This window comes from Streptomyces sp. NPDC127117 (genome assembly GCF_042677325.1).
Taxonomy (GTDB): Bacteria; Actinomycetota; Actinomycetes; order Streptomycetales; family Streptomycetaceae; genus Streptomyces.
In genome coordinates, this window is record NZ_JBHXTM010000063.1 from 11,327 (window position 1) to 34,834 (window position 23,508).

14 protein-coding genes are annotated in these 23,508 nt (G+C 73.6%); 3 read left to right on the forward strand and 11 right to left on the reverse strand.

The window, feature by feature from the left end; genetic code table 11:
• Positions 1-3: 3 nt before the first annotated feature.
• Both ACFVH0_RS34890 and ACFVH0_RS34895 read right to left on the reverse strand, forming a co-directional pair.
• Positions 4-447, reverse strand: a complete 444-nt coding sequence (locus ACFVH0_RS34890; RefSeq protein WP_072489357.1) for a roadblock/LC7 domain-containing protein — start codon at positions 445-447, stop codon at positions 4-6.
• Positions 444-3,257, reverse strand: coding sequence for a nitrate- and nitrite sensing domain-containing protein (locus ACFVH0_RS34895; RefSeq protein WP_385826880.1), 2,814 nt, complete (start codon positions 3,255-3,257; stop codon positions 444-446). The genes ACFVH0_RS34890 and ACFVH0_RS34895 overlap by 4 nt, the downstream gene beginning before the upstream one ends.
• Positions 3,258-3,734: 477 nt before the next feature.
• Between ACFVH0_RS34895 and ACFVH0_RS34900 the strand changes: the two genes are divergently transcribed.
• Complete coding sequence (locus tag ACFVH0_RS34900; RefSeq protein ID WP_385826882.1) at positions 3,735-4,208, forward strand: hypothetical protein; 474 nt, start codon at positions 3,735-3,737, stop codon at positions 4,206-4,208.
• Between the two features lie 199 nt (positions 4,209-4,407).
• On the opposite strand, the gene ACFVH0_RS34905 is transcribed toward ACFVH0_RS34900, so the two are convergent.
• The 9 genes from ACFVH0_RS34905 to ACFVH0_RS34945 all read right to left on the reverse strand — a co-directional run bounded on the left by ACFVH0_RS34905 (position 4,408) and on the right by ACFVH0_RS34945 (position 21,282).
• Positions 4,408-9,234 (reverse strand): hypothetical protein, encoded by a 4,827-nt coding sequence (locus ACFVH0_RS34905; RefSeq protein ID WP_385826884.1) that lies wholly within the window; start codon positions 9,232-9,234, stop codon positions 4,408-4,410.
• A gap of 59 nt (positions 9,235-9,293) precedes the next feature.
• On the reverse strand, positions 9,294-10,223 hold the full coding sequence (locus ACFVH0_RS34910; RefSeq protein WP_385826886.1) for a hypothetical protein: 930 nt from the start codon (positions 10,221-10,223) through the stop codon (positions 9,294-9,296).
• 157 nt (positions 10,224-10,380) lie between these two features.
• Positions 10,381-11,910 (reverse strand): hypothetical protein, encoded by a 1,530-nt coding sequence (locus ACFVH0_RS34915; protein WP_385826887.1) that lies wholly within the window; start codon positions 11,908-11,910, stop codon positions 10,381-10,383.
• Between the two features lie 261 nt (positions 11,911-12,171).
• A complete protein-coding gene (locus ACFVH0_RS34920) occupies positions 12,172-15,819 on the reverse strand; it encodes a hydantoinase B/oxoprolinase family protein (RefSeq protein ID WP_385826889.1) in 3,648 nt (1,215 codons plus the stop codon).
• On the reverse strand, positions 15,816-16,811 hold the full coding sequence (locus ACFVH0_RS34925; protein WP_385826891.1) for an SGNH/GDSL hydrolase family protein: 996 nt from the start codon (positions 16,809-16,811) through the stop codon (positions 15,816-15,818). Before ACFVH0_RS34925 ends, ACFVH0_RS34920 begins: the two co-directional genes overlap by 4 nt.
• The gene (locus tag ACFVH0_RS34930) at positions 16,808-17,971 is read right to left on the reverse strand and encodes a glycosyltransferase (RefSeq protein ID WP_385826893.1); all 1,164 of its coding nucleotides are present in this window, start codon (positions 17,969-17,971) and stop codon (positions 16,808-16,810) included. The genes ACFVH0_RS34925 and ACFVH0_RS34930 overlap by 4 nt, the downstream gene beginning before the upstream one ends.
• On the reverse strand, positions 17,968-19,104 hold the full coding sequence (locus ACFVH0_RS34935; RefSeq protein ID WP_385826895.1) for a glycosyltransferase family 4 protein: 1,137 nt from the start codon (positions 19,102-19,104) through the stop codon (positions 17,968-17,970). The genes ACFVH0_RS34930 and ACFVH0_RS34935 overlap by 4 nt, the downstream gene beginning before the upstream one ends.
• A gap of 147 nt (positions 19,105-19,251) precedes the next feature.
• On the reverse strand, positions 19,252-20,670 hold the full coding sequence (locus tag ACFVH0_RS34940) for a HEAT repeat domain-containing protein (protein ID WP_385826897.1): 1,419 nt from the start codon (positions 20,668-20,670) through the stop codon (positions 19,252-19,254).
• 219 nt (positions 20,671-20,889) lie between these two features.
• Positions 20,890-21,282 carry an ankyrin repeat domain-containing protein gene (locus ACFVH0_RS34945; RefSeq protein ID WP_385826899.1) on the reverse strand — a complete coding sequence of 131 codons (393 nt, stop codon included), beginning with the start codon at positions 21,280-21,282 and terminating at the stop codon, positions 20,890-20,892.
• A 314-nt stretch (positions 21,283-21,596) separates the two neighbouring features.
• Between ACFVH0_RS34945 and ACFVH0_RS34950 the strand changes: the two genes are divergently transcribed.
• Both ACFVH0_RS34950 and ACFVH0_RS34955 read left to right on the forward strand, forming a co-directional pair.
• Positions 21,597-21,791 (forward strand): hypothetical protein, encoded by a 195-nt coding sequence (locus tag ACFVH0_RS34950; RefSeq protein WP_018103962.1) that lies wholly within the window; start codon positions 21,597-21,599, stop codon positions 21,789-21,791.
• 37 nt (positions 21,792-21,828) lie between these two features.
• Complete coding sequence (locus tag ACFVH0_RS34955) at positions 21,829-23,451, forward strand: hypothetical protein (RefSeq protein ID WP_385826901.1); 1,623 nt, start codon at positions 21,829-21,831, stop codon at positions 23,449-23,451.
• Positions 23,452-23,508: the final 57 nt, after the last annotated feature.

Genomic DNA, 23,508 nt, shown 5'->3' on the forward strand with positions numbered 1-23,508 from the left:
CACTCACCCCCCGGCGGACAGACCGGTCGTCCGGGGTGCGTTGGCCAGGTGTGCACCGACGCGCTTGACCATCAGCGTCATCTCGTACGCGACCTGGCCGACGTCCGAGTCGGCGTCGGCCAGCACCGCCAGACAGCTGCCGTCACCGGCCGCCGTGACGAAGAGGAACGCCTCGTCGAGTTCGACGACGGTCTGGCGGACCCGGCCCGCGTCGAAGTGCCGCCCGACGCCCTTGGCGAGACTGTGGAATCCGGAGGCCACGGCCGCCAGGTGTTCGCTGTCCTCGCGGGTCAGGTCCTTCGAGGTGCCGGTGGCGAGGCCGTCGCTGGAGAGCACCAGCGCCTTGTGGATGCTGGCGACGCGCTCGACGAGTTCGTCGAGGAGCCAGTTGAGCTGGCCGGAGCCCTGGCGTGCGGCGTTGGTTGCTGCGACGTTCGGTGCGGTCATCGACCGTCCCCTCCCGGAGTGGTTCCTTGTGCTGTTTCACCGGGGCCGGTCACGTCCTCGGCGTTCTGCCGGCGGCCGCGCTGCCAGCCGCGCTGGAGCGAAGCCATGCGGCTGCGCACCTCTTCCGCATCACGTTCGAAGTCCTCGTCCGGTTCCGTACGGGCCGGCTCGGGATCGCGGACGGCCGAGTCCTCGCGCAGTTGCGGGGCGAGGCTGGCCTGCCGGATGCGGCGGGGCAGACCGCCCACGGTCTCCCGGGTGCTCGGGGCCCCGGGGGAGGCGGACTGCTCGGGTGTTGCGGGCTCGGTGGGTCTCCGGAAGCCGGAGGGCTGCCGGGGTTCGGTGGGCGTGGAGCCGGTGCCGGAGGGGCCCTGCGGTGCGTCCCGCTCGGCGGCCGTGGGGTGGGCGCGGCCCGTCTCGTCGACCCGGTGGCCGTTGTCGGTGACCAGCGTCGGCGGTTTGCGGCGGGGCAGCGGCACCGGACCGCCGGGACGCATCGGCCGTACACCGGCCGGCGGCTCCGCGTCCTGGTCCGTCGCCTGCTGGTGCTGTTCGCGGTCGGCGTCGCGCCGGAGGTCGCGGGAGCGGAAGATGCCGCCGCGTTCGCTCTCGGTGTCGTCGAGGTCGGAGGCGCCGCCCAGCAGGGGTTCGAGGAGCGGGTCGAGCACGGAGTCGCTCTCGAACCCCAGTGCTCCGACGGGTCCTTCGAGCTCGACGGGCCCGTCCAGGAGGGCCGGGTCGACCAGGCCGGTCGGAACGGGGGCGAGGGCGGAGGGCCTGCCGCCGGTCCGGCGGTCCGCCGCGCCGTCCCTGCGGTCCGGACCGCTGCCGGAGGCGTCGCCGGCCGCCCGGCCACCGCTGCCGATCGCCCGCTCGGCCCGGCGGTCGAGGCGGAACCCGGTGCCGTGTGTCTCCGGGGCGTCGGTGAGCAGCGCCGCCGGGATGAAGACGACGGCGGTCGTGCCGCCGTACGGAGAGGTCTGCAGCGAGACACGGACGTTCTGGCGCTGGGCGAGACGGCTGACCACGAACAGGCCGAGCCGGTCGGTGTCGGACAGCTCGAACTCGGGGGTCTCGGCGAGCCTGAGATTGGCGTCCAGGAGGATGTCTGGCGCCATGCCGAGGCCGCGGTCGTGGATTTCGAGCGTGAAGCCGTTGGCGACGCGTTCGCCGAGCACCTGGACCGCGGTGTGCGGGGGCGAGAACACGGTCGCGTTCTCCAGGAGTTCGGCGATCAGATGGGTGAGGTCGGCGACGGCCGGGCCGCCCACCCCGATCCGGGCCAGTCGGCGGACCTCGATCCGTTCGTAGTCCTCGACCTCGGCGACCGCCGCCCGCACCACGTCCATCAGCTGGATCGGCTTGCGCCACTGGCGGGAGGGGGCCGCGCCGGAGAGGATCACCAGGCCCTCGGCGTGGCGGCGCATGCGGGTGGTCAGGTGGTCGAGGCGGAAGAGGTCCGCGAGTTCATCGGTGTTCTCGGTGCGGCGCTCCATGGTGTCCAGGAGTGTCAGCTGGCGGTGCAGCAGCACCTGGTTGCGGCGGGCGAGGTTGACGAAGACCTCGGAGACGCCGCGCCGCATGTCCGCCTGCTTGACGGCGGCCTCGACGGCCGCGCGCTGCAGGGTGTTGAGGGCCTGGCCGACCTGGCCGATCTCGTCCCGCTCGTACTGGAGGTGCGGGGCTTCCGTCTCGACGTCGACCTGTTCCCCGGCGGCGAGCCGGCGCATCACGCTCGGCAGCCGTACGCCGGATACCTCGTGGGCGTCCTTGCGGAGCCGGGAGAGGTCCCGGATCAGTTCGCGGCCGATGCGTACGGAGACGAACACCGAGGCGATCAGGGCGAGGAAGCCGAGGACGCCCGCTATACCGGCCTTGATCAGGACGCCGTAACCGGCGGGCTTGCCGCGGTCCTGGAAGCGGTTGTTCATCTCCGTGGAGTCGTTGGCCAGCCGGTCCAGGACCGGCGGGGCGGCCTCCTGCCAGCGCTCGGCGTCGACGGCGCGCGGGTCCTGGGTCGGGCCGCCCTCGATGAGGGTCTTCTCCGCCGACCGCAGCGCTTCGCTGTCCGGACTCGCCCAGTACCGCTCCACCCGCTGGCGCTCCGCGGCGGGAAGCGCGTCGACGTTGATCTCGTAGAGCAGCTTTCGATTGGCCACGAGGTCGGATATCTCGCGCAGTTCGGCGGCGGTGAGCCGTCCGGCAATGAGCGACGAGGCGACCAGGGCGTCTTCGCGGGAGAGCATTTCGCGGGCTCGCGAGATGCCGACCAGCCCGCGGACCTGCTTGTCCATCGACACGTTCTCCATCGTGCGGAGTCCGGTCAGGAAGCGATAGCAGGGATCTATGAGACGACCGTAGAACTCCATGGCCTTGGAGCGGTCGATGGTGCGCCGGTCGACCGATTCGCGGAGCGCACCGAGGCCCTCGACCGTGCCGAGGATCGAATTCAGCTGGGCGTCGTCGTCGGAGCTCAGCGCGTCGCGGATGTCCTGCTGCCGGGCGCTGTCCTTGACGCCGGACAGGACGCGGTCGGTGGCCGCTCGTTGGCGCTGCAGGAGCGGGAGGGCGTTGGAGGCCCTGGGGTCGGCGAGGAAGACAAGGGTCTGGCGGCGCTCGTCCTGGATGGCCCGGACGGTGTCCTCCAGCGGATGACCGACCTTCTCCACCAGAGTGCCCGCGCTCAGCAGGTGACCGGCCTCGCGCCCCGTAAGGAAAGTTGCGAATCCCCAGAGCGCGGTGAGGGAGATGAGCGGCACCAGCAGCAACGCCACGATCTTCCTGCGGATGGACTTTCCGCGAAAGCGCATGGACTCCCCCAGCTCGACCCCGCAGGGGCGGGGGTCGTGTTCCGTCAATAAACGGCGCGAGCCTACTACTGACGGAGTAGCAACTCGAAGGGGCGTCCGGACGATTTTCGGCCGCGCTGTCCGGTGTTGGTCATGGGTTGTCCCGGTATTCCAGGCAATGAAATTCGCGAAAGCGGCAGAAGAGACCTGGCGGGGCTTCATCCTGTCCGGTGGGGCAGTTGGCTGGAATCCTTCGCTTCACGACGGTTCGGGGGAATCTTCACGGCCGTTCACTCGTCTCTCTGTACGGGGCAGGGGTAACACGGGGAGAGCCGGGGCCGGTCAGGCGGGATCATGGTCGGGGGTCGCTGTGCGCGATCCACGGGGTGGGCGACGCGGGCAGGGGTCGCGAGGCAGGACGGTCCGGTCCGCCCGCGTAGAAACGGCGCATGCCGGGCAGCAACCCTGAAGTCGGACAGTGGTGGGGAGTTGAGAGCCTTGAAAACGGAACAGCGTCGGGGCGCGGTGCCGGCGGCACCGGCCGCGCCGGCGAACTCGGCGGCGGTGGGCGGGGCGAAGATCCCGCGCCAGCAGCTGTGGGTGGAAGAACCCGCGACACGGCGGCGGATGCCGGACCCGGTCCGCAGGTCCGCCGTGCGTGCCGTTCTCATCATGTCGCTGACGATCATCCAGGCGATGGTGGCGTTCCTGTGCACACTGGCCGGGTCCTGGCTGGCCTTCCCGATGGTGCTGAGCAGTGTGGGCAGCACCATCGTCGCGACCTGGTCGGTGCTGGATGTGTGGGTGACCCGGCAGGTCTGGAATCAGCGCAACGGCGTGGTTTCGGTGCCGAGCAGTTCGGCGCGGCAGTTGCGCCGTGAGCGCCGCAGGGCGCGGCGGGCGGCGCGGGCCGCTCAGCGGGACGAGGCGCGGATACGCCGCCGGGGCGCGGAAAGCCTCTCCCGGGCCTGAGCAGCGGTCTGGCCCGGGCGTCCCCGGCCTGAGCCGCTGTCGGGCCTGAGCGTCCCCGGCCCGAGCCTCTGTCGGGCCTGAGCCGCTCTGTCGGGCCGCAGGCGCGCTCGTCCTGTCGGCCCGGCCCGGCCCGGTCTCCCCATCTCGTCCGTTCCCGTACCCGCGGCGAGGGCTCGGAGGTTCCCGCGCGTTCCCGCGCCTACTCGTCGGCGGGCGCCGGTGCGGGGTCGGGGGAGGCGGCGGCGCGCTTGAACATGCGGGTGGCGGTGATCTCGCCGTGCACCGTCTCGCCGTTCGGGTCCTGCTGCGGCAGTCCGGGGCGCAGGTGCTCCTCCACGCTGATGTACTTCAGCCCGGCGCGCAGATCCGCGTCGTTGCGCAGTCGGATGACCAGCGGGAATTCGGCGAGCGCCGTGGTGTCGAACAGTCCGGTCGTGTAGAGGAGCTGTACGCCCAGGGCGTCCGACACCGCGCGCTGGAGTTCCAGCAGATAGGTGGCGTTGGCGCGTCCGATGGGGTTGTCCAGGAAGAGCGTGCCCGCGTGCCGGTGCTGGTGCCGGTCACGGCCCCGGTCGTTGCTGCGCAGCGCGGCCATCGTGCAGTACAGCGCGATGGCGGCGGTGAGCAGCTGGCCGCCGGAGAAGACGTCGCCCATCTGTCCGACCGGGACGCGCTCGGCGCGCAGCACCGCGTCCGGCTTGAGGATCTCCACGGCGATGCCCTTGGGCTCCAGTGCCGCCTGGACACCGCGCAGCAGCAGGGACATGCCGTCCCTGCGCAGGTCGGAGTTCTTCTTCAGCGCGGCGCGGGTCGCCTCGTCGACGACCTCGCCGAGCCGTTCGGTGAGCGTCGCCTGGTCGGGTTCCTCGAAGCGGATGCGGAGGAATTCCTGGCCCGACCACTCCCCCAGTCCCTCCGGGAGCTGGGAGAGCCGCTGGGCGGAGCGCAGGGTGGTGAGCGCGGACTCCACGAGGCCGCGGAGCCGGTCGACGATGGAGTCGCGGTTGCGCTCCAGCTGGGCCAGCTCGTCGGTGAGCACCCTCAGCCGGGGCGCGAAGGCCGCGGCCCACTTCTCGGCGTGTTCGGGCAGCGCGGCGGCCGGCAGCTCGCGGATCTGCTGACGGGCGGGGGTTCGGACCTGCTCGTAGCGCGTCGAGTTGGCGTGCCGGACGAGGACGTCGCTCGCTTCGCGTACGGCGCTCTCGGCGGCGGACAGGTCGGTGGCGCAGCCGCGCAGTGAGCGGCGGGCCTCGGCGGCGGACTGCCGGGCCTCGTCGAGGCTGCCCGGGTACGGCTCGGGGGCCTCGGTGTCGTCGTCCGCGCCGTGGTCCCGGAGCAGGTCGCGCAGGAGTGCCGCCGTCTCGTCGAAGCCGCCTGCCGAGTCCTCGGCGGTGCGGTGGGCGTGCAGCAGCTCGGCGTGGGCGGCGCGGGCGGTTTCCAGGGTGGCGGTGGCGGCGGCGAGTTCGGCCGCGGCGGTACGCAGGAGGGTCTGGGCCCGGTCGGCGTCGGCGGGGACCAGTTCCTCGGGGAGTTCGGTGTGGTGGGGCTCGCCGTCGGCCGGGGCCAGGCGCTCGGCCTCGCCGCGGAGCCGGCCCAGCTGTTCGCTGGCGGTGGAGGCCCTGGTCTCCAGGAGCTGGACCAGGGACTCGGCGCGGGCGGCGGCCGCCTGCCGGGAGGGACCGTCCGCCCCGTCGGTGCCTTCCAGGAGCTGGGCGGCGCGGGTGCGGACCTTGTTGGTGAGCCGGTCCAGTTCGGCGAGGGCGGCGCTCTCGTCGCTCTCCGCGCGGGCCTGTTCGGCGCGCAGGTCGGCACCGACGCCGACCTTCTCGTACAGCTGGGACGCAGCCCGGTACGCCTCGCGCAGCGCGGGAAGTGCGGGGCGCGGGTTGTCGTCCCCGGGCTCCGGGAGGTGTTCGGGCGCGCCGGCGATCTCCGCCCGTTCGGCACGCAGGGCGCGGGCGGTGCGGCGGGCGTCGTCGGCGGCGCGCTGGGCGGCCCTGCGGTCCTCGTCGGCGGCGCGGGCCCGCTCCAGGTACACGGTGGCACGGGCTTCGGACTCGGCCGCCTCGTCGACGAGTTCGCGGAGCTTGACCTGCCAGCCCGCGCGTTCGCGGAGCCGGTACGCGAGACCCGCGAGGGCGTCGGCGGCGCGGCGGGTGCGCTGGGCGGTTTCCTGGCGCTCCTCACGGACGCGGGCGGTGTCCGCGGCGGCCTCGTCCGCCTCGGCGCGCACCGTACGGGCCTCAACGAGCTCGGCCTCGGCGGTCTCCGCCACCGTGCGGGCGGTACGGGCGGCCTCGGCGAGCTCGGCGAGCATGCCGGGCGGGCAGTCGGCCCGCCAGGAGCCGATGCGGGCGGCGAGCGAACGGTCGGCGGTAAGGCGGGCCGCGAGGGTACGGATGTCCTCGTCGCGGGCGGCGGTCCGGCTCCTGAGCGCCTGGCGCTCCTCGTCGGCCGCGTGTTCGTCGTGCATCGCCGGGTTCGGCGGGACGAGGAACACGCCTTCCGTGCTCGCCGCCGAACCGGTACCGGCGGCGGGGACGGGGGCGAGGAGCGCGGCGGCGGTGCCGACGGCGACCGTGGAGCGCGGCAGCAGGGCGGCGCCGCTGAGGACCTCGCGGGCACGGGCGTGCGAGTCGGGGTCGGTGATGACCACGCCGTCGACGAGCTCGGGGCGGGCGGCGAGGACGGCCGCGTGGTCGGCGGGGTCGACGGCTTGGGCGAGGTAGCGCCAGCCGGGCAGCGCGGGGATGCCGTGCTCGCCGAGATACTCGACGGTGGCGAGGACGTCGGGGCCGGGCGGCAGCAGTCCGCCGTCGCCGAGTGCGCCGAGGATGCGGGAGTCGTCGGCGGCCGCGGTGCGCAGTTCGAAGAGGCGGCGCTCGGCGGCGGCGATGGACTGGTCGAGCAGCTCGCGCAGTTCGTCGGCGCTGCGGTCGAGTTCCTGGGCGGTGAGCGGCTGTTCGGGGGTGGGGGCCTGTTCGGCCGTGACGGTGTGCGTGCCGTGGGCCGCCTGGACGGTCCGGCCGGCCTCGCCCGGCCGGCCACCGGCTTCTGCGGCGTCGCCCCGTCGGCCGGGGGTGGCCGGGCCGCTGTCGGTGTCGGTCCCGGTGTCGTCCGCGCCGTCCTGGTCCATTCCGGCCGCGCCGCGGCGGGGGCGGGGCACACCGGTGCCGGGGGCGGTGGGCAGGCCCAGCAGGTCGGCCAGCCGGTGGTCTGCGGCGATCGACTCGGCGGCCCTGAACTCGGCCTCGTACGACTGTTCCGCGGCCTGTGCGGCGTCGGCGGCGCGCGCTGCCGCGAGCTCGGCGCGGCTCTCGGCGGCCGCGGCTTCCCTGGCCACGTCGGCCGCCGAGCGGGCGGCCTCCCTGGCGGTGTCCCACGCGGCGACGGCGGACTGCTCGGCGTCGCTGGCGGCGAGGGCGGCGCGGGCCGGGTCGGCGTCCGGCGCGGTGTCGTCGAGCCAGCCGGCCCGTACCGCTTCCGCCGTCTCCTGCTCGACCTCGGCGAGGCGCTGGCGCAGGTGTCCGGCCTCGCTGCGGGCGCGCTGGGCTTCGGTGGCGGCGGTGGTGGCGTCCCGGTGGGCGGTCTCACCCGCGGTCTGGAGGGTGTCGGAGCGCTCCTCCTCCTCGTTGGCCACGGTTTCGCCGGCCTCGGCGGCGGTGTGCAGTGCCTGCACGAGGTCGGCGGCGGCCTTGGCCCGGGCGGCGAGCGCGGGCGCGGCGTCCCGCTCCGCCTCGCGGATGGCGACGGCCACCCGTGCGGAGCGGTCGGCGGCGGCGCGGTGGCGCAGTACGGCCTCGGCGGCCTGCCAGGCGGAGTGCAGGGTGCGGGCGTCGACCAGTTCGCGGCGCTGGGCGGCGGCGCCCTTCTCCGCCGCGGTCAGGGCCAGGGAGGCGTGCCGGTAGGCCAGTTCGGCGGCGATCAACGCGCTGCGGCCGCAGGCCTGTTCGGCGGTGGTGACGGTGTGCGCGGCGCCCGTCACCTGCTGGGCCAGCTCGGCGGTCCGGCCGCGTTCCTCCCGGGCGCGGGCGGAGAGCCTGCGGGCGAGCGTACGGGTGCGGCGCTCGGCGCCCGCGTGGATGTCCCGGGCACGGGAACGGGTGCCGGCGGCCTCCACGATCCGGCCGAGCAGATCGACCGAGCCGGCCGTGAAGTCGCGCTCGGCGGTCAGCTCGGCGCGGCGGCCCAGCTTGTTGCCGAAGCCGCTCACCAGGTCGGCGAGGCCGTCGGTGTCGCGGGTGTCGGTGACGGCGCGGAGCAGCAGGTCGGTGAAGTCGGAGTCCTTCTTGACCGCGAAGAGACCCGCCGCCTCGCCCTCGTCGGCGTTCATCTCGCGCTGGTAGCGGAAGAGTTCGGGGTCGAGCCCGAGGTCTCCGAGGTGTTCGTTCCAGCGGTCGTGGATCTCTTCCCAGTGCACATCGAGGTGCTGGTAGAACTTGCCCGCCTCGGTCAGGGCGTCACGGAAGCCCTTCATGGTGCGCCGTCTGCCCTGTGCTCCGGAGACGCCTTCGGCGGGGCGGCGTACGGAGGTGGCCTCCGCGACCGGCAGGGAGTCCAGGCTGAGGCCGGGACCGGGCCGGAAGGAGTACCAGGCCTCGGCGAACTTCCGGGGGTCGTTGGAGACCTGACGGCCGCGCCATTCGCTGACCTTGCCGACGACCACGCACTCGCCCGTGAGGGTGTGCTGCCATTCCAGGGCGACATGCCCGCAGTCGTCGGCGAGCAGGAATTTGCGCAGCACACCGGAGCTGGCGCCGCCGAGGGTGTTGCGGTGGCCGGGCAGCATCACCGAGAAGATCAGCTTCAGCAGCACCGACTTGCCGCCGCCGTTCTCCAGGAAGAGCACGCCGGCGGGGGCGGGGCGGCGCGGCGGGCCGACCGGCTCCTCCTCGAAGAACTCCGCCTGGGCCGGCGCGGGGTTGGGCACGGGCTCGCCCACTCCGCGCAGGTCAAGCACGGTGTCGGCGTAGCGTGCGCCGGCAGGCCCGATGGAGTAGAGGCGGACCCGGGACAGCTCGTACATGGCGGCGGACTCTCGTCGTTCAGGCAGCGGGGGGAGACGGCGGTGGTGGGGCGGGCCGGTCAGGCGTGGAAGGGCAGACCGGCGTCGGCGGCCAGCTCCAGGTCGTCGGCGTCGGGCGGTGGCAGCAGCGTCGCCGTGCCGTCGGTGACCGGTACGACGCCGAGTTCCAGCAGTTCGGCCATGGCGGCGCTGCCGGCCATGTCGCGGACCTGGAGCTGATAGCGGGCGGTGGTGCGGAAGGCTCCGCCGGCGTCGTCCCCGGTGCGCTGGAGGAAGCCGGAGTCGGTGAGGAAGGCGACGGCCTTGCCGACGATGCCGGTGGTGGAGCCGGCCAGACGGCGGGCGTCCTTCGTGGCGCCGGTGGAGCTGCGCCGGGCGTAGATCCGCCAGGCCGCTTCGAGGCCGGGGGCGTCGGTGGCCGGGTCGGTGTTGTCCCCGTGCTCCTCGGCGCGTTCCTCCAGGCGGTGACATGCCTGGCGTACGAACGAGTCGACACCGTTGACCGTGATCCGGCCGATGTAGGCGTCGTCGGCGAGGTCCTCGGGGCGGGGGAAGGCCATCGAGGCGACCGCGAGGTGCGCGAGCCCGTGCAGGAAGCGGTCGGCGGAGTCGGAGGAGGCGCGGCGGGCGTAGTCGCCCATGCGTACGGCGAAGACCGAGTCCTCACCGGCGGTGACGGCCATGCCGGCCCGGGTGGACACCTCCAGGACGACCAGGCCGAGTCCGGTCGCCACGGCGTCGGCGAGCCGGGCGAAGGCGGGCTCCTCCCGGTAGCGGCGGAGGAGTTCGGCGTATTCGGCGTCGCGGGCGGGCAGCAGCTTGGGCTGGAGGCCGAAGGCGACGAGCCGGGCGGCATCGGCCGCGTCGGCCGGGGTGACGGATGGCGTGGCCGCGGGAGCCGCCGGGTCGGCGGGTCCGGTGCCCTCGGTCGGGTACGCGGCGGTCGGCTCGCTCCACGCGTCGGCGTACTGTGCGCGGTGGTCGCTCACGACGGTCGCTCCTTGCTGCGGAAACTCTTCGGTACGGGGTGGGCGGCGGCTCTCGCGGGGGCCGTCCCGGGCGGCGCGGTCCGGTCCGGGTCCGTGGCAGGTGTGCCGGCGGGGGCCGGGCCGGTCGGTGTCAGCCGTGGGGTACGGGCCGTGCCGGTCATGACGCCTCCGTGCGGTCCGCGGCCATTCCGGCCGCGTCCAGCAGGGCCGTGCCGACGATCAGGTCCGCGCCGCCGAACTCCGGGTCGTCGAGCTGTGTGCCGTCGTCGACGGAGAACAGCAGCCGCTGCTCGCCCTGGCGGTAGGCGGTGCCGACGGGCGGGCTCGCGGCGTGCACCGCGAGCAGGGCTACGAGATAGGCCAGATCGGGATCGCCGCCGCGCCGGGCCTCGGCGAGCAGCCCCGAGAGCCGGCGCGGGGCGTCGTGCTCCAGGTCCAGGAGCTCCATGGCGCTCGCGAGTTGTTCCTCGCTGAACCTGCTGTCGTCGGGGGTGGCGATCAGATCGGGCTCCGGCATTTCGGCGCCCAGGTGTTCCCGCTCCATGGGCGGGGTGAGCAGCATGTCGACCAGGTCGCCCACCCGTACCGACGTGGGGGTGCGCAGTCCGGTGCCGTGGGCGAAGAAGGCGTCGGTGACGCGGATCGCCTGCTCGACGGGGAGCGGCAGCAGCGGGGCGACCAGCTGGCCGTACAGGTCGAGGCCGGTGCGGGCCGTGGGGGTGGCGAACGCCTGCCGGTCCTGCTCGGCGCGGAACAGCGGCCCGGCCTCCAGCAGGCGGGACTGGAGCTGGGTGTGGCGGCGGATGCAGTCCTTGACGATGTCGACGAGCTCGGCGGCGCGGCGCTTGTGCTCGGGCTCCTCCGCCTCGTCGCGGGCCTTGCGGATGTTGGTGAGGATCGCGTTCTCGTGGCGGTAGCGGTCGGCGACGTGGTCCAGGGCCTCGGCGATCATGTCGGGCACCGCGTTGAGCCAGTCGACGGCGCGGACGTTGCGCCGGGTGGCCTCCAGGGTCTTGCGGAGGGTCTCCGCGTACTGGACGGTGCGGTAGCGGGCCTGTTCGGCGGCGAGCTGGGCGTCCGCGAGGCGGCCCCGGCTGATGAGGACCTCCAGCTTGACCTCGGCGGCGATCTGGGCGCTGGTGACGTCCGTGTCGAGGGCGCCGACCAGGACGTTGACCGCTTCGTCGGTGGCCCGGAGATAGACGGTGCCGCCGTATCCCGGGACTTCTTCGATCAGCTTGAAGTCGTAGTCGCGGCGGACGTACACCCCGTCGGGGCCGAAGGTGCCGTACACGGCGCGGAATCCGCGGTCCACGCTGCCGACGTTGATCAGGTTCTCCAGCACCCAGCGGGCGACCCGCTCGTGCTCGGCCACGGGACGGCGCGGGGCCTGGGCGGCGACCCGGGGCAGCAGCCTGGTCACTATCTGGTCGTGGTCGGCACCCGTGTCGAAGTCCATGTTGAGGGTGACGAGGTCGATCGCGGCGAGCGCGACCTCGGCCATCGCGTAGACCGTGTACTCACCGGCCAGATTCGCCTTGCGCACATCGAGGTCGTGCAGCGGCGCCGTGCAGGCGAGCGCGCGCAGCCGCCGCGAGAGCCCCTCGTCGGCGGCCGGGCCCGGGGCGGGCCGCGGTCCCGCGCTGAGCTGGGGCGCAGCGTTGTCCGTGTAGGCAGGCGAAGTCACGCTGCACAGATTAGGTCCTCGGACTGACAACGGTCGAAACGGCGCAGAAGCGACCCCGGGGGCCCGCCCTTCGGATCGGGCGGGGCCCGCTGTCGATCGGTGCGTTCCGTACGTCCGGCGGGTGCGATCCGTGGGGTCGGCGGGTGCGATCCGTACGGCCGGTCCGATCCGATCCGTACGACCGGCCGGTCCGATCCGTACGACCGGCCGGTCCGATCCGTACGGCCGGTCCGATCCGTACGGCCGGTCCGATCCGTACGGTCAGCCGGTGCGATCCGCGGGGTCGTCGTGGTCCGGATCCGGGGTTCCGTAGCCCCCGCCGCCCGGTGTGCGGAGCACCAGTACGTCCCCGGGGTCCAGCTCGGCCGTGTCGCAGCCGCGCAGCGGGGTGGGCGCCCGGCCGTCCGGGTGCTCGATGTGCTGGTCGCCCGGTGCGCCGGGCTCGCCGCCCGCCATTCCGTACGGCCGGACCCGGCGGTGCCCCGAGAGCAGCGCGACGGTGACGGGTTCCAGGAAGCGGATGCGTCGCTCCACGCCGCGGCCGCCGTGCCAGTGGCCGTCGCCGCCGCTGCCGTCGCGTACCCGGAAGCTCTCCAGCAGGACGGGGTAGCGCCATTCGAGGACTTCGGGGTCGGTGAGGCGGGAGTTGGTCATGTGGGTCTGTACGGCGTCGGCGCCGTCGAAGCCGTCGCCCGCGCCGGAGCCGCTCGCCACGGTCTCGTAGTACTGGACCCGCTCGTTGCCGAAGGTGAGGTTGTTCATGGTGCCCGAGCCCTCGGCCTGGATGCCGAGGGCCGCGTACAGGGCGCCGGTGACGGCCTGGGACGTCTCCACGTTTCCCGCGACGGTGGCCGCCGGGTGGACGGGCGCCAGCATGGAGCCCTCGGGAATCCGGACCTCCACGGGTTTCAGGCAGCCGCTGTTGAGGGGGATCTCGTCGTCGACCAGGGTCCGGAAGACGTACAGCACGGCCGCCATGACCACGGACTTCGGCGCGTTGAAGTTGCCCGGCTGCTGGGGTGAGGTGCCGGTGAAGTCGACGACCGCGCTGCGGGCGGCCCGGTCCACGGTGAGGGCGACCTCGATGACCGCGCCGTTGTCGGTCTCGTAGCGGTAGGAGCCGTCGTGCAGCGAGGCGATGATCCGGCGGACGGACTCCTCGGCGTTGTCCTGCACGTGCCGCATGTACGCGTCGACGGCGTCGGGCCCGAACTGTTCGGTCATCCGCCGGAGTTCGGCGATGCCCTTCTCGTTCGCGGCGATCTGGGCACGCAGGTCGGCGAGGTTGGCCTCGGGGTCGCGGGAGGGGTACGTGGCCGTGGTGAGCAGTTCGCGCGTCTCGCCCTCGCGGAACCTGCCGTCGCGTACCAGCAGCCAGTTGTCGAACAGCACCCCTTCCTCGTGGATGGTGCGGCTGAACGCCGGCATGGAGCCGGGGGTGATGCCGCCGATCTCGGCGTGGTGTCCGCGCGAGGCCACGAGGAAGCGCAGTCGCGGCCGTTCGCCGCCGGTCCCGTCGAACACCGGTGTCACCACGGTCACGTCGGGCAGGTGGGTTCCCCCGTGGTACGGATCGTTGATGGCGTACACGTCGCCGGGCCGCATGGTGTCGCCGTTGCGCCGCAGCACCTCCTTGATGGACTCCCCCATCGAGCCGAGGTGGACGGGGATGTGCGGGGCGTTGGCGATCAGGTTGCCGTCCGCGTCGAAGAGCGCGCAGGAGAAGTCGAGCCGCTCCTTGATGTTGACGGAGTGGGCCGTGTTCTCCAGGCGCACGCCCATCTGCTCGGCGATCGACATGAAGAGGTTGTTGAAGACCTCCAGCATGACGGGGTCGACGCGGGTGCCGACGGCGGTACGGTCCGGGCGCGGGCGGACCCTGGTGAGCACCAGATGCCCGGTGCCGTCGAGAAGGGCCTGCCAGCCGGGGTCGACGACGGTGGTGGCGTCCGCCTCGGCGATCACGGCGGGGCCGGTCACGGTGTCCGCGGGGCAGAGGTCCTCGCGGCGGTGGAGCGGGGTGTCCTGCCATCGGCCGTCGGCGAACATCCGCACGGAATCGCACGGTCGGGGGCGGGTGCCGGGGCGGGCTGTGCTCTCGGCCCGGGGTGGCCGATGCCGGCCCGCCGTTCCGGTCGCCTCGACCGAGACCGCCTCGACGACCAGGGGTTTGTCCATGGTGAACGCGTAGCGTGCGCGGTGCTCGGCGGTGAACGCCTCGGTCATGGCGGATGCGGTGTCCAGGTCGACGGGCAGGCTGGAATCCGTACCGGCGTAGCGCAACAGCACCCGGGCGTGTGTACTGATCGCGCTGTCGGGGACGGCGTCGGCGCGCAGTTCGGCGCGGGTCCGGGCGGCCAGTTCGTCGCAGAGTTCGCCGACCGCGGTCCGGGTCGCCTCGTCGAGTTCGGCCTCCACCGACTGCTCGCGCATCGCGGTGGCGTCGGCGAGGCCGATCCCGTACGCGGACAGCACGCCCGCCAGCGGCGGTACGAGGACCGTGTCGATCCCCAGGGAGTCGGCGACGGCGCAGACGTGCTGGCCACCGGCGCCGCCGAAGCCGGTCAGGGCGTAGCGGGTGATGTCGTGCCCGCGCTGCACGGAGATCTTCTTGACCGCGTTCGCCATGCTGAGCACGGCGATCTCCAGGAACCCGGCGGCGGTCTCGGCGGCCGTGCGCCGGGTTCCGGTGGCGCGCGCCACGTCCTCGGCCAGTGCCTCGAAGCGTTCGTGGACCAGGTCCGCGTCGAGCGGGAGGTCTCCGTCCGGTCCGAACACGGCCGGGAAGTGCGCGGGCTGGATCCGGCCGAGCATCACATTGGCGTCGGTGACGGTCAGTGGGCCGCCGCGGCGGTAGCAGGCCGGGCCGGGGATCGCGCCCGCCGAGTCGGGGCCGACCCGGTAGCGCCGGCCGTCGAAGTGCAGGACGGAGCCGCCGCCGGCCGCGACGGTGTGGATGCTCATCATCGGGGCGCGCATCCGCACCCCGGCGACCTGGGTGCCGAGTTCGCGCTCGAACTCGCCCGCGTAGTGCGAGACGTCCGTGGACGTGCCGCCCATATCGAAGCCGATGACCCGGTCGAATCCGGCCTGTTCGGAGGTGCGGGCCATGCCGACCACGCCTCCGGCGGGGCCGGAGAGCACCGCGTCCTTGCCCCGGAAGTGGGAGGCCTCGCGCAGTCCGCCGTTGGACTGCATGAACATCAGCCGGATGCCTTCCAGTTCACCGGCGACCTCGTCGACGTAGCGGCGCAGGATCGGTGAGAGATAGGCGTCGACGACGGTGGTGTCGCCGCGAGGCACCAGCTTGATCAGCGGGCTCACCTCGTGCGAGCAGCTGACCTGGGTGAAGCCCGCCTCGCGGGCGGCGGCGGCCACGGCGCTCTCGTGTCCGGGGTGGCGGTAGCCGTGCATCAGGACGACGGCCGCGCTGCGCAGTCCGTCGGCGTGGGCGGCCCGCAGCCGCTCGGTGACCGCTTCCCGGTCCAGCGGTGTGACGACCCGGCCCCGGGCGTCGACCCGCTCGGGGACCTCGATCACCCGCTCGTAGACGGCCTCGGGCAGCAGGATGTGGCGGTCGAAGAGCCTGGGCCGGTTCTGGTACGCGATGCGCAGGGCATCCCGGAAGCCTTCCGTGATGACCAGGACGGTCGGCTCGCCGCGCCGTTCCAGCAGGGCGTTGGTGGCGACCGTCGTACCGATCCGCACCGCGGCGACCCGGTCGGCGGGGACCGGGTCGGTGGGGCCGAGACCGAGCAGCGCCCGGATCCCGGCCACGGCGGCGTCGCGGTAGCGGTCCGGGTCGTGGGAGAGCAGCTTGCGGGTGACCAGGCGCCCGCCCGGATCCCTGCCCACGACATCGGTGAACGTCCCGCCCCGGTCGATCCAGAATTCCCAGCGTCCCGTCATCCCTCCATACTGACGCGCGGCGCTGACAACGACCCGGACGGCGCGGCCCGTGCTCCCGCCGTCCGGGCGTCGGCCGGCTGTACGGCGGCCAGTGCGCGTCGCAGGCTCTCCTCGGCCCGTCGGTCGAGGCGGGCGCCGGTGCCGCATGCCCCGTGCCGCAGCTCCGCTCCGGCCAGGCAGAGCAGTTGGGGCAGCAGATCGGTGCTCCGGCGGGCCAGCCAGCCGGTGCCCGCGGTGACCAGCCGGAGCCAGGAGTCGAGGCGGCCCGGGAGCGGCTGCCGGGGGTCGAGCCCGGGGGCGGCGCCGAGGGCCAGCCCCCGGGCGGCCAGCAGCCGGTGGAAGCCTGCCGCGACCGTACGGTGTCCGCGTTCGGCCGGGTGGAGCCGGTCGGGGCTCCACAGCGAGCGGTCCTCGACCCAGGCCCGGTCCGCCATGTGCAGATGGACGGCGTCGTGGCGTTCGGACAGGGCGTGGACCACGGCGTTCACCGCGGCCTGTCGCCGGGCCAGGGGTCTGCCCAGGGGTGCGGGGAGCCCGAGCACCGCGCCGGGGTCGGGCAGACAGACGGTCAGGAGCACGGCTCCGCCCCCGGCCAGCAGCGCGCAGACCTCGTCCAGGCGCCGGGCGAGGAGCAGCAGGTCGAAGGTACGGCGCAGGGTGTCGTTGACGCCGACGACGACGGAGGCGAGGTGCGGCCGGAACGCGGCCGCGGCCACCGCCTGCCGGTCCCGGACATCGCCGGACTGCGCGCCGCTGACGGCGAAGTTGCGGAACTCCACGCCCCGCCGCCCGTCCGTGATCCCTTCCGCGAGCAGCGCCGCCCAGCCCCGCAGGCCACCGGGGACGGGGTCGCCGACGCCTTCGGTGAACGAGTCCCCGAGCGCGGCGAACCGCACCGGGGACGGGTCCGGTGGTCCCGCCGGGCGTGACTCGCGGGCACCGCCCGGCGCAGGCACATCCGTCGTGCCCTTCTCCCCCGGCCTCTCCGTCATGCCCGCGCCTCCCGGATCCCGCCCCGGTCCGGCACCTCGTGGGCGGCCAGGAAGGCGGCCACCGAGCGGTCCCAGCCGAAGAGTTCGGCGCGTGCTCCGGCCGCGGCGCGGCGCTCGTCCGCCGGGCGGCGGAGCAGCTCGCGTACGGCGGCGGCGAATGCCTCGCCGGTGTCCTCGGCGGCGATTCCGGCGCCGCCGATCACCTCCGGGAGCGCGGAGCTCGCGCTCGCCACCACCGGGGTGCCGCAGGCCAGTGCCTCCAGGGCCGACAGGCCGAACGTCTCGGCGGGGCCGGGCGCCAGGCAGATGTCGGCCGCCGCCTGCAGATCGGCCAGGGTCTCCCGGTCCCGCACATGGCCCAGGAATTCGACCGGGAGCCGCTGTGCCCGTGCCCTGGTCTCCAGCCCCGCACGCAGCGGTCCGTCGCCCGCGACGACCAGCGCCGCCCGCACGCCGTGACGCCGCAGCGCGGTGAGGGTCTCCAGGGCCCGGCCGGGGCGTTTCTCGACCGAGAGCCGCGAGCACAGCAGGATCAGCACGTCCTGGCCGTGCAGGTGCTCTGCGCGCAGCACCGTGCTGCGGCGTTGCGGGCGGCAGCGCCGCAGGTCCACGCCGAGCGGTGCCCGCACCACATTGCGGGCGCCGATGCGCAGGAACTCCCGTTGCGCCCATTGCGTGGTGCAGACGATCCGGGTGTAGGCGTGGGCGCTGCGGGCGTTGAGGCGGTCGGCGGCGCGCCCGGCCGCGCCGGCCGGCAGGCCCCAGGTGCGCAGCACCCCGTCGGCGGTCTCGTGGGAGACCATCACGGCGGGCACCCTGGCGCGGCGCGCCCATTCGCCGGTCCAGCGCAGCGTGGTCCGGTCGGAGACCTCCAGCCGGTCGGGTCGCAGCGTCTCCAGGAGGGAGCGGAGCCGGTTCCGGCCGGCCAGTACGCGGTAGCCGCCGCTGCCCGGCAGGACCGGGCCGGGCAGCGTGATCACCCGCCCCTGTTCCGTACGTTCGTCGCCCGGTCCGCTGCCGGGCACGACGAGTACGGGTTCGTGGCCGGCGGCGAGGTAGCCGCGGCCGAGTTCGTGCAGGGCGGTACGCAGTCCGCCGGACGACGGGGTGATGAAGTTCGCCAGCCTGACGATGACCATGCGCTCTCCGCGGCCGTTCATGCCGCCACCGCCGTGCGGTCGCGGAGCACCTCGTCGTAGTGGTCCAGGAGTTGATCGCCCACCGCTTGCCAGGTCCGTCCCCCGACCGCGGCCCGGCCGGTGGCGCCGTACGCGGCGGCGCGTGCGGGGTCGGCCACCAGTGCGCCGACCGCGTCCGCCACGGCGCGGGCGTCGAGCGGCGGGACGAGCAGCCCGGTGCGCCCGTGGTCGACGAGGTCGAGCGGTCCGCCCGCCGCCGGGGCGATCACCGGCAGCGCGCAGGCCATGGCCTCCTGCACCGTCTGGCAGAACGTCTCGTACGGTCCGGTGTGCACGAACACGTCCAGCGAGGCGAAGATCCGGGCGAGGTCGTCGCCGGTGCGGCGGCCGAGGAGGACCGCGCCGGGCAGGGCGGTCCGCAGCGAGGCTTCGCTGGGGCCGTCACCGACGACCACGACCCGGACGCCGGGCATCGCGCAGGCCCCGGCGAGGAGTTCGACGTGCTTCTCCGGGGCGAGCCGCCCGACGTATCCGACGATCGTCTCGCCGCCGGGCGCGAGCCGGCGGCGCAGCGGCTCGTCCCGCAGCGCGGGCCGGAACCGTGCGGTGTCGACGCCTCGTGGCCAGAGCCGCACCCGGGGCACGCCGTGCTCGGTCAGGTCGCGCAGGGCGGCGGTGGAGGGGGCGAGGGTGCGGTCGGCGGCGCTGTGCACGGCACGCATCCGGCGCCAGGCGGTGTTCTCACCGGTGCCCAGGTAGGTGCGCGCGTAGCCGGCCAGATCGGTCTGGTAGACGGCCACGGCCGGCAGTCCGAGCCTGGCGGCGGCGGCCATGCCCCGTGCGCCGAGCACGAACGGTCCGGCGAGATGGACGAGTTCGGCGCGGTGGGAGGTGAGTGCGGCGGCCAGCCGCCTGCTCGGGAGCGCGACCCGGACCTGGGGGTAGCCGGGCAGCGGGAGGGAGGGGACGCGCACCACGGGGCAGGGGGCGTCGGAGGGGTCGCGGCGGGACGTGGTCGTCGTGCCGGCCGGGGCCGGGGCGATGACGAGCGGTTCGTGGCCGCGGGCGACGAGGTGACGGGCCGTCTGCAGGGTGCAGTGGGCCACGCCGTTGACATCGGGCGGGAAGGATTCGGTGACGATGACGACACGCATGTTCGTGTTGTCGCCACGCCGGGCGTGACCGGGCCGACTTGGATCTTTCCGCCCGGGGAACGTCCCGTGAGCGTTTGAGCCGGGGCGCGTGGCGCCGCCCGCCCGTTCACGCCGCGCGCCCCCGACGCGCGTCGCTGTACCGCTCGGTCAGGCCGACGGGATGTCGGGCCCGATCCTGCTGCGTACCGCCGTCTGTACCTCGGCCTCCTCGGCCGGGTCGGCGGCGAGTCGGCGGAGTCGCTCGGCGACCCTGATGTCCCCGGTCTCCGCGTGGAGTGCGGCGACCTCGCGGGTGGTCTCCTCGCAGTCCCACAGGCATTCGACGGCGAATCCGGTGGCGAAGGAGGGGTCGGTGGCGGCCAGGGCGCGGGCCGCCCGGCCGCGCAGTTGCGACGAGGACGTCTCCCGGTAGATGTGCCGCAGTACGGGAGCGGCGCAGCCGATGCCCAGCCGTCCCGCGCCGTCGACGAGGGTCCACAGCCGTGGTGCGTCCGGTCCGTCGCCCCGTACGGCCTCGCGGAGCGCGCCGAGGACCAGTGGGGCGTCCTGGGCGCCGCCCCGGCAGGCGAGCACACCGGCCGCGGAGGCGCCGAGCGCGTCGGGCCGCCGGGCCCAGCTCCGGGCGCGGTCCACCGCCGCGTCGCCGCACATCCGCTCGAAGGCGGCGACGGATGCGTCGGCGACGGTGCGCGAGGCGTTGACCGCTCCGGCCTCGATCAGGTCGAGCACGGCCGGGTCCTTGGCCTCGGCCAGGTAGTGCAGGGCGGCGCAGCGGGCACCCTCCGGGCCGCTGCGGGCCGCCTCGACGATCGTGGGCCGGTCCTCGGGGCCCGCGACGGCGGTGAGGCAGCGGGCGGCCGGCACATGGAGGGTGCTGCCGCGTTCGAGCCCTTGCTGGGCCCAGTCGAAGACCGCCTGGACGCTCCAGCCCGGGCGTGGGCCGCCGGGGCGCATCTGGCGCTGCCAGCGGTCGAACGAGCCCTGTTCCGAGGCGGCTCGGATCCTGGCGCCGACCTCGTCGCGCGGGTCGTCCGCCCAGAGCCGCCAGGGGCGGGGCTCGTAGGCGTCCCGCACGGCGGCGGCCAGTTCGGCGGCGCCCTCCTCGGTGGCGGGGAAACGGCCGAGCACGGGTACGGCGAGGGAGCGGAGTCCCGCGTCGTCGTCGCGCAGGGCGAGTTCGTCGAGCGCCCAGGCCCAGTTGGCGCCGGTCGCGGCGTACCGCCGCAGCAGGGCCAGGGCGTCGCCGCGTCCGTACGAGGCGAGGTGGCCGAGCACGGCGAGGGCCAGCCCGGTGCGCGAGTCGTCGGTGTCGAGGTGGTCGTCGGGATCGCACAGGTGCCGTTCGATCTCTTCGATGCCGCCGTCGAGGTCGAGATAGAGGCGTGCGTAGTAGAGGGAGCGGTTCTCCACCTGCCAGTCGTGACGCGGATCGCTCAGGACGCAGTGGTTGAGAGCCGCCAGGGCCTCGGGGCGTGGTGCGGCGAGCGCGTGGAGCGTGCCGTCGCCACGGCCCCTCTGCAGCAGGCCGAGCAGGGTGCCGCTCGGCGCTATGAACGGATCAAACATGGAAAAAGCCTCACATCAAGCTGTCGACGCAACCGGGACTGTGCAGTTCCAAGTGCCGGGTGGGCACTACGCCGCGCAGCAACATGATCGGCCGACCGCCGTCTTCTGCTTGGTGTAGACCATCTTCCTCTGCCTCTCGTCGGTGGCCCGGAGCCGGGCCCGCGACGTCATGATGACCCAGCCATTTCGCCACCGCGACCACATTTACGGCGTACCCGGTCAGCGGGAGCCGAAGAGTTCCAGCAGGTCGGCCTTGCCGAACATGCGGGCCGTGTCGATGGCGGAGGGTGTTCCGGCGGCCGGATCGGCCCCTGCGGAGAGCAGTGCCTCGATGACCGCGTCCTCGCCCTTGAAAACGGCCCCGGCGAGCGGCGTCTGGCCTCGGTCGTTGGCCCGGTCGGGGTCGGCGCCCCGGCCGACGAGGGCCGTGACGGCGGCGGCGTGGCCGTGGTAGGCGGCGAGCATCAGCAGCGAATCGCCCCGGTCGTTGGTGAGGTTCGCGGGGACACCCGCGTCGACGTAGGCGGCGAGCGCGTCGGTCTCGCCGCGGCGAGCGAGGCCGAAGACCTTCGTCGCCAGCTCGACCACCTCGGGATCGGGGGTTTCGCTCATCGGACGGACCGCCTTCCATTAACCGGTTTCACCGCTGTCGACCTGCCGGGGCGTACGCCGTGGGGGCCGTACGAGTGAATCGACAGGGTACTGCTCGGCCGGGCACATGACCCGGTCCACCCGTGGCAAAGGATCACGAATGGTGCGCCGGAACAGTACGTGACATCGATTGTTCCGCCCCACCGGGATCACCCGGGCGGCCATTCAAGTGAAAATAATGACTTTTCACCCGAATGCAGCTTTTATCGCATAGATACTTCCGGTGAACCTGGAAGGACTCATGGTGACTGTCCCCCCAACCAGGAGAACCACTCATGATCCTGTCCATGTCAGGCGTCGTCATCCTCGGCATCATCGTCTTCCTGTTCTTCAGGAAGGACGGCCTCAAGGCGTCACACGCACTCGTCACTGCCCTGTTCGGCTTCTATCTGGCAGGCACCGCCATCGCACCGAGCATCACCGCAGGCGGCGCGAGTCTCGCCGGCCTCCTGGGCGGGATCAAGTTCTGACCCTCCGCGACCGCTCCCACCCCTTCAGGAGACCGACGTGGCCCGGCGACCACTCCCCCGCATTCTGAGCAGCGGCAGCGCCTCGATCACTCGCAGTCGCGAGTTCGCGCGCACGGCCGCCGACAACGCCACGGACGTCCTCCATCCGCTGATCACGATCACCCGTGGTCTGCGGCTGCTGGCCGCGACCGGACGGCAGAAGTGGGCCGCGACGCCCAAGGACAAGCGTGGCCCCACGCTGTTCCTCGTCGCGGCCTGCGTCCTCGCGTTCGCACTCATGCCGTACGGGGGCGTGATCGCCCTGGTCACGGTGATGGGCGCCGCCGCCTGGGCGGGGCGGGAGCGGACCCCGGTGAAGACCGGCCCGGGCGAGGCGCAGACCGCTCGGCTGCGGTCCCTGTACGAGGCGCTCGTGCCGTACTTCTCGGTGGCCGACGACCCCGGTCCGCTGTTCTCCCACGGTGGCGACTGGGAGAAGGCCTTCCGCGGCTACGAATTCGACGCCGACGGGCGGCTGACCCGCCTCCAGATGACGTATCCCGCCTATTTCACCGACAGCGAGGCAGCCTCCCGGGCCCGGATCGAGCGGCTGCTGCACGCCAAGTCCGGCCGCGGCCGCGAGTACCACTTCGCCTGGGACGAGGAGGGCAACCAGCTCGTCATGAGCGTCCTCGGCGCCCTGCCCACCTCGATCGGCGCCCAGCGCTTCGTCACCGCGCCCGGCGAGACCGTGCTGGGCTTCACCGACGGCGACTCGGTGCAGCGCACGGTCCCGGTGCACGACGGCGACGCCACCCGCGACGCCTCTCCGGTCGTCTGGCGGACCGGCGCCCGCTCCACCGAACCCCATCTGCTGGTGATCGGGCAGCCCGGCAGCGGCACCACCACCCTGCTGCGGTCCATCGCCCTCCAGGCTCTCCAGCAAGGCGACATCCTGATCGTCGAGGGCAGCGGAACCGGCGAGTACGCGTTCCTGGCCGGACGTGACGGCGTACTGGCTGTGGAGTGCGGGCCGGCGGGCGCACTGGCCACCCTGGAGTGGGCGGCCCACGAGACCGAGCGGCGGCTGATCGCCGCGAACCGGGCACGGCAGTCCGGCCACCCCGCGCCCGAGGACACCAAGCGCCCGCTCTGGATCCTGCTCGACCGCCCCAGCGCCCTCGGCCACCTGGCCGCCGCCGACGGCGGAACCGATCCGCAGGAGCTCCTCCAGGTGCCGCTGCGGCACGGCCGGGCGGCCAATGTCACCGTCGTCCTGTCCGATCAGTTCGACGGGCTGGACACCCTCGGCGAGACCGTACGCACGCACTGCCGGGCCCGGGTGGTGCTCGGCCACTGCTCCCGGGAACAGGTGGAGTCGGTCCTCGGCACCGAGCCGCACACCACCCCGCCCCCCGACGTCCCCCCCGGCCGCGGCTACGCGCGGCTCGGCACCGCTCCGGTGCTCCGGCTCCAGGTCCCGGCCACGCCCGATCCGTACGACGAGGCGACCGGCGAGGCGCAGCGGCAGGCGGTGCTGGGGCTGCTTCCCGAGCGGCAGGCACCGGTCGAGACGGCCGTGCCCGAGCCGGTGCCGGCCGAGACGGGCGTGCCCGAGCCGGTGCCGGCGCGCACCGTGACCGCGGCCGTGGCCGTCGAGGGCCTGGCGGTCGGCGACTGAACGGAGCAGCGCGAAGGGGTGTGGGGTGACCGGCCGGTCACCCCACACCCCATCGGT

What these genes read in the sequence shown, in the direction of transcription:
- ACFVH0_RS34945 (WP_385826899.1), bottom strand. Translation starts at nt 21,282, where the DNA reads ATGAGCGAAACCCCCGATCCCGAGGTGGTCGAGCTGGCGACGAAGGTC.
- ACFVH0_RS34930 (WP_385826893.1), bottom strand. Translation starts at nt 17,971, where the DNA reads ATGAACGGCCGCGGAGAGCGCATGGTCATCGTCAGGCTGGCGAACTTC.
- ACFVH0_RS34940 (WP_385826897.1), bottom strand. Translation starts at nt 20,670, where the DNA reads ATGTTTGATCCGTTCATAGCGCCGAGCGGCACCCTGCTCGGCCTGCTG.
- ACFVH0_RS34905 (WP_385826884.1), bottom strand. Translation starts at nt 9,234, where the DNA reads ATGTACGAGCTGTCCCGGGTCCGCCTCTACTCCATCGGGCCTGCCGGC.
- ACFVH0_RS34950 (WP_018103962.1), top strand. Translation starts at nt 21,597, where the DNA reads ATGATCCTGTCCATGTCAGGCGTCGTCATCCTCGGCATCATCGTCTTC.
- ACFVH0_RS34935 (WP_385826895.1), bottom strand. Translation starts at nt 19,104, where the DNA reads ATGCGTGTCGTCATCGTCACCGAATCCTTCCCGCCCGATGTCAACGGC.
- ACFVH0_RS34895 (WP_385826880.1), bottom strand. Translation starts at nt 3,257, where the DNA reads ATGCGCTTTCGCGGAAAGTCCATCCGCAGGAAGATCGTGGCGTTGCTG.
- ACFVH0_RS34890 (WP_072489357.1), bottom strand. Translation starts at nt 447, where the DNA reads ATGACCGCACCGAACGTCGCAGCAACCAACGCCGCACGCCAGGGCTCC.
- ACFVH0_RS34920 (WP_385826889.1), bottom strand. Translation starts at nt 15,819, where the DNA reads ATGACGGGACGCTGGGAATTCTGGATCGACCGGGGCGGGACGTTCACC.
- ACFVH0_RS34925 (WP_385826891.1), bottom strand. Translation starts at nt 16,811, where the DNA reads ATGACGGAGAGGCCGGGGGAGAAGGGCACGACGGATGTGCCTGCGCCG.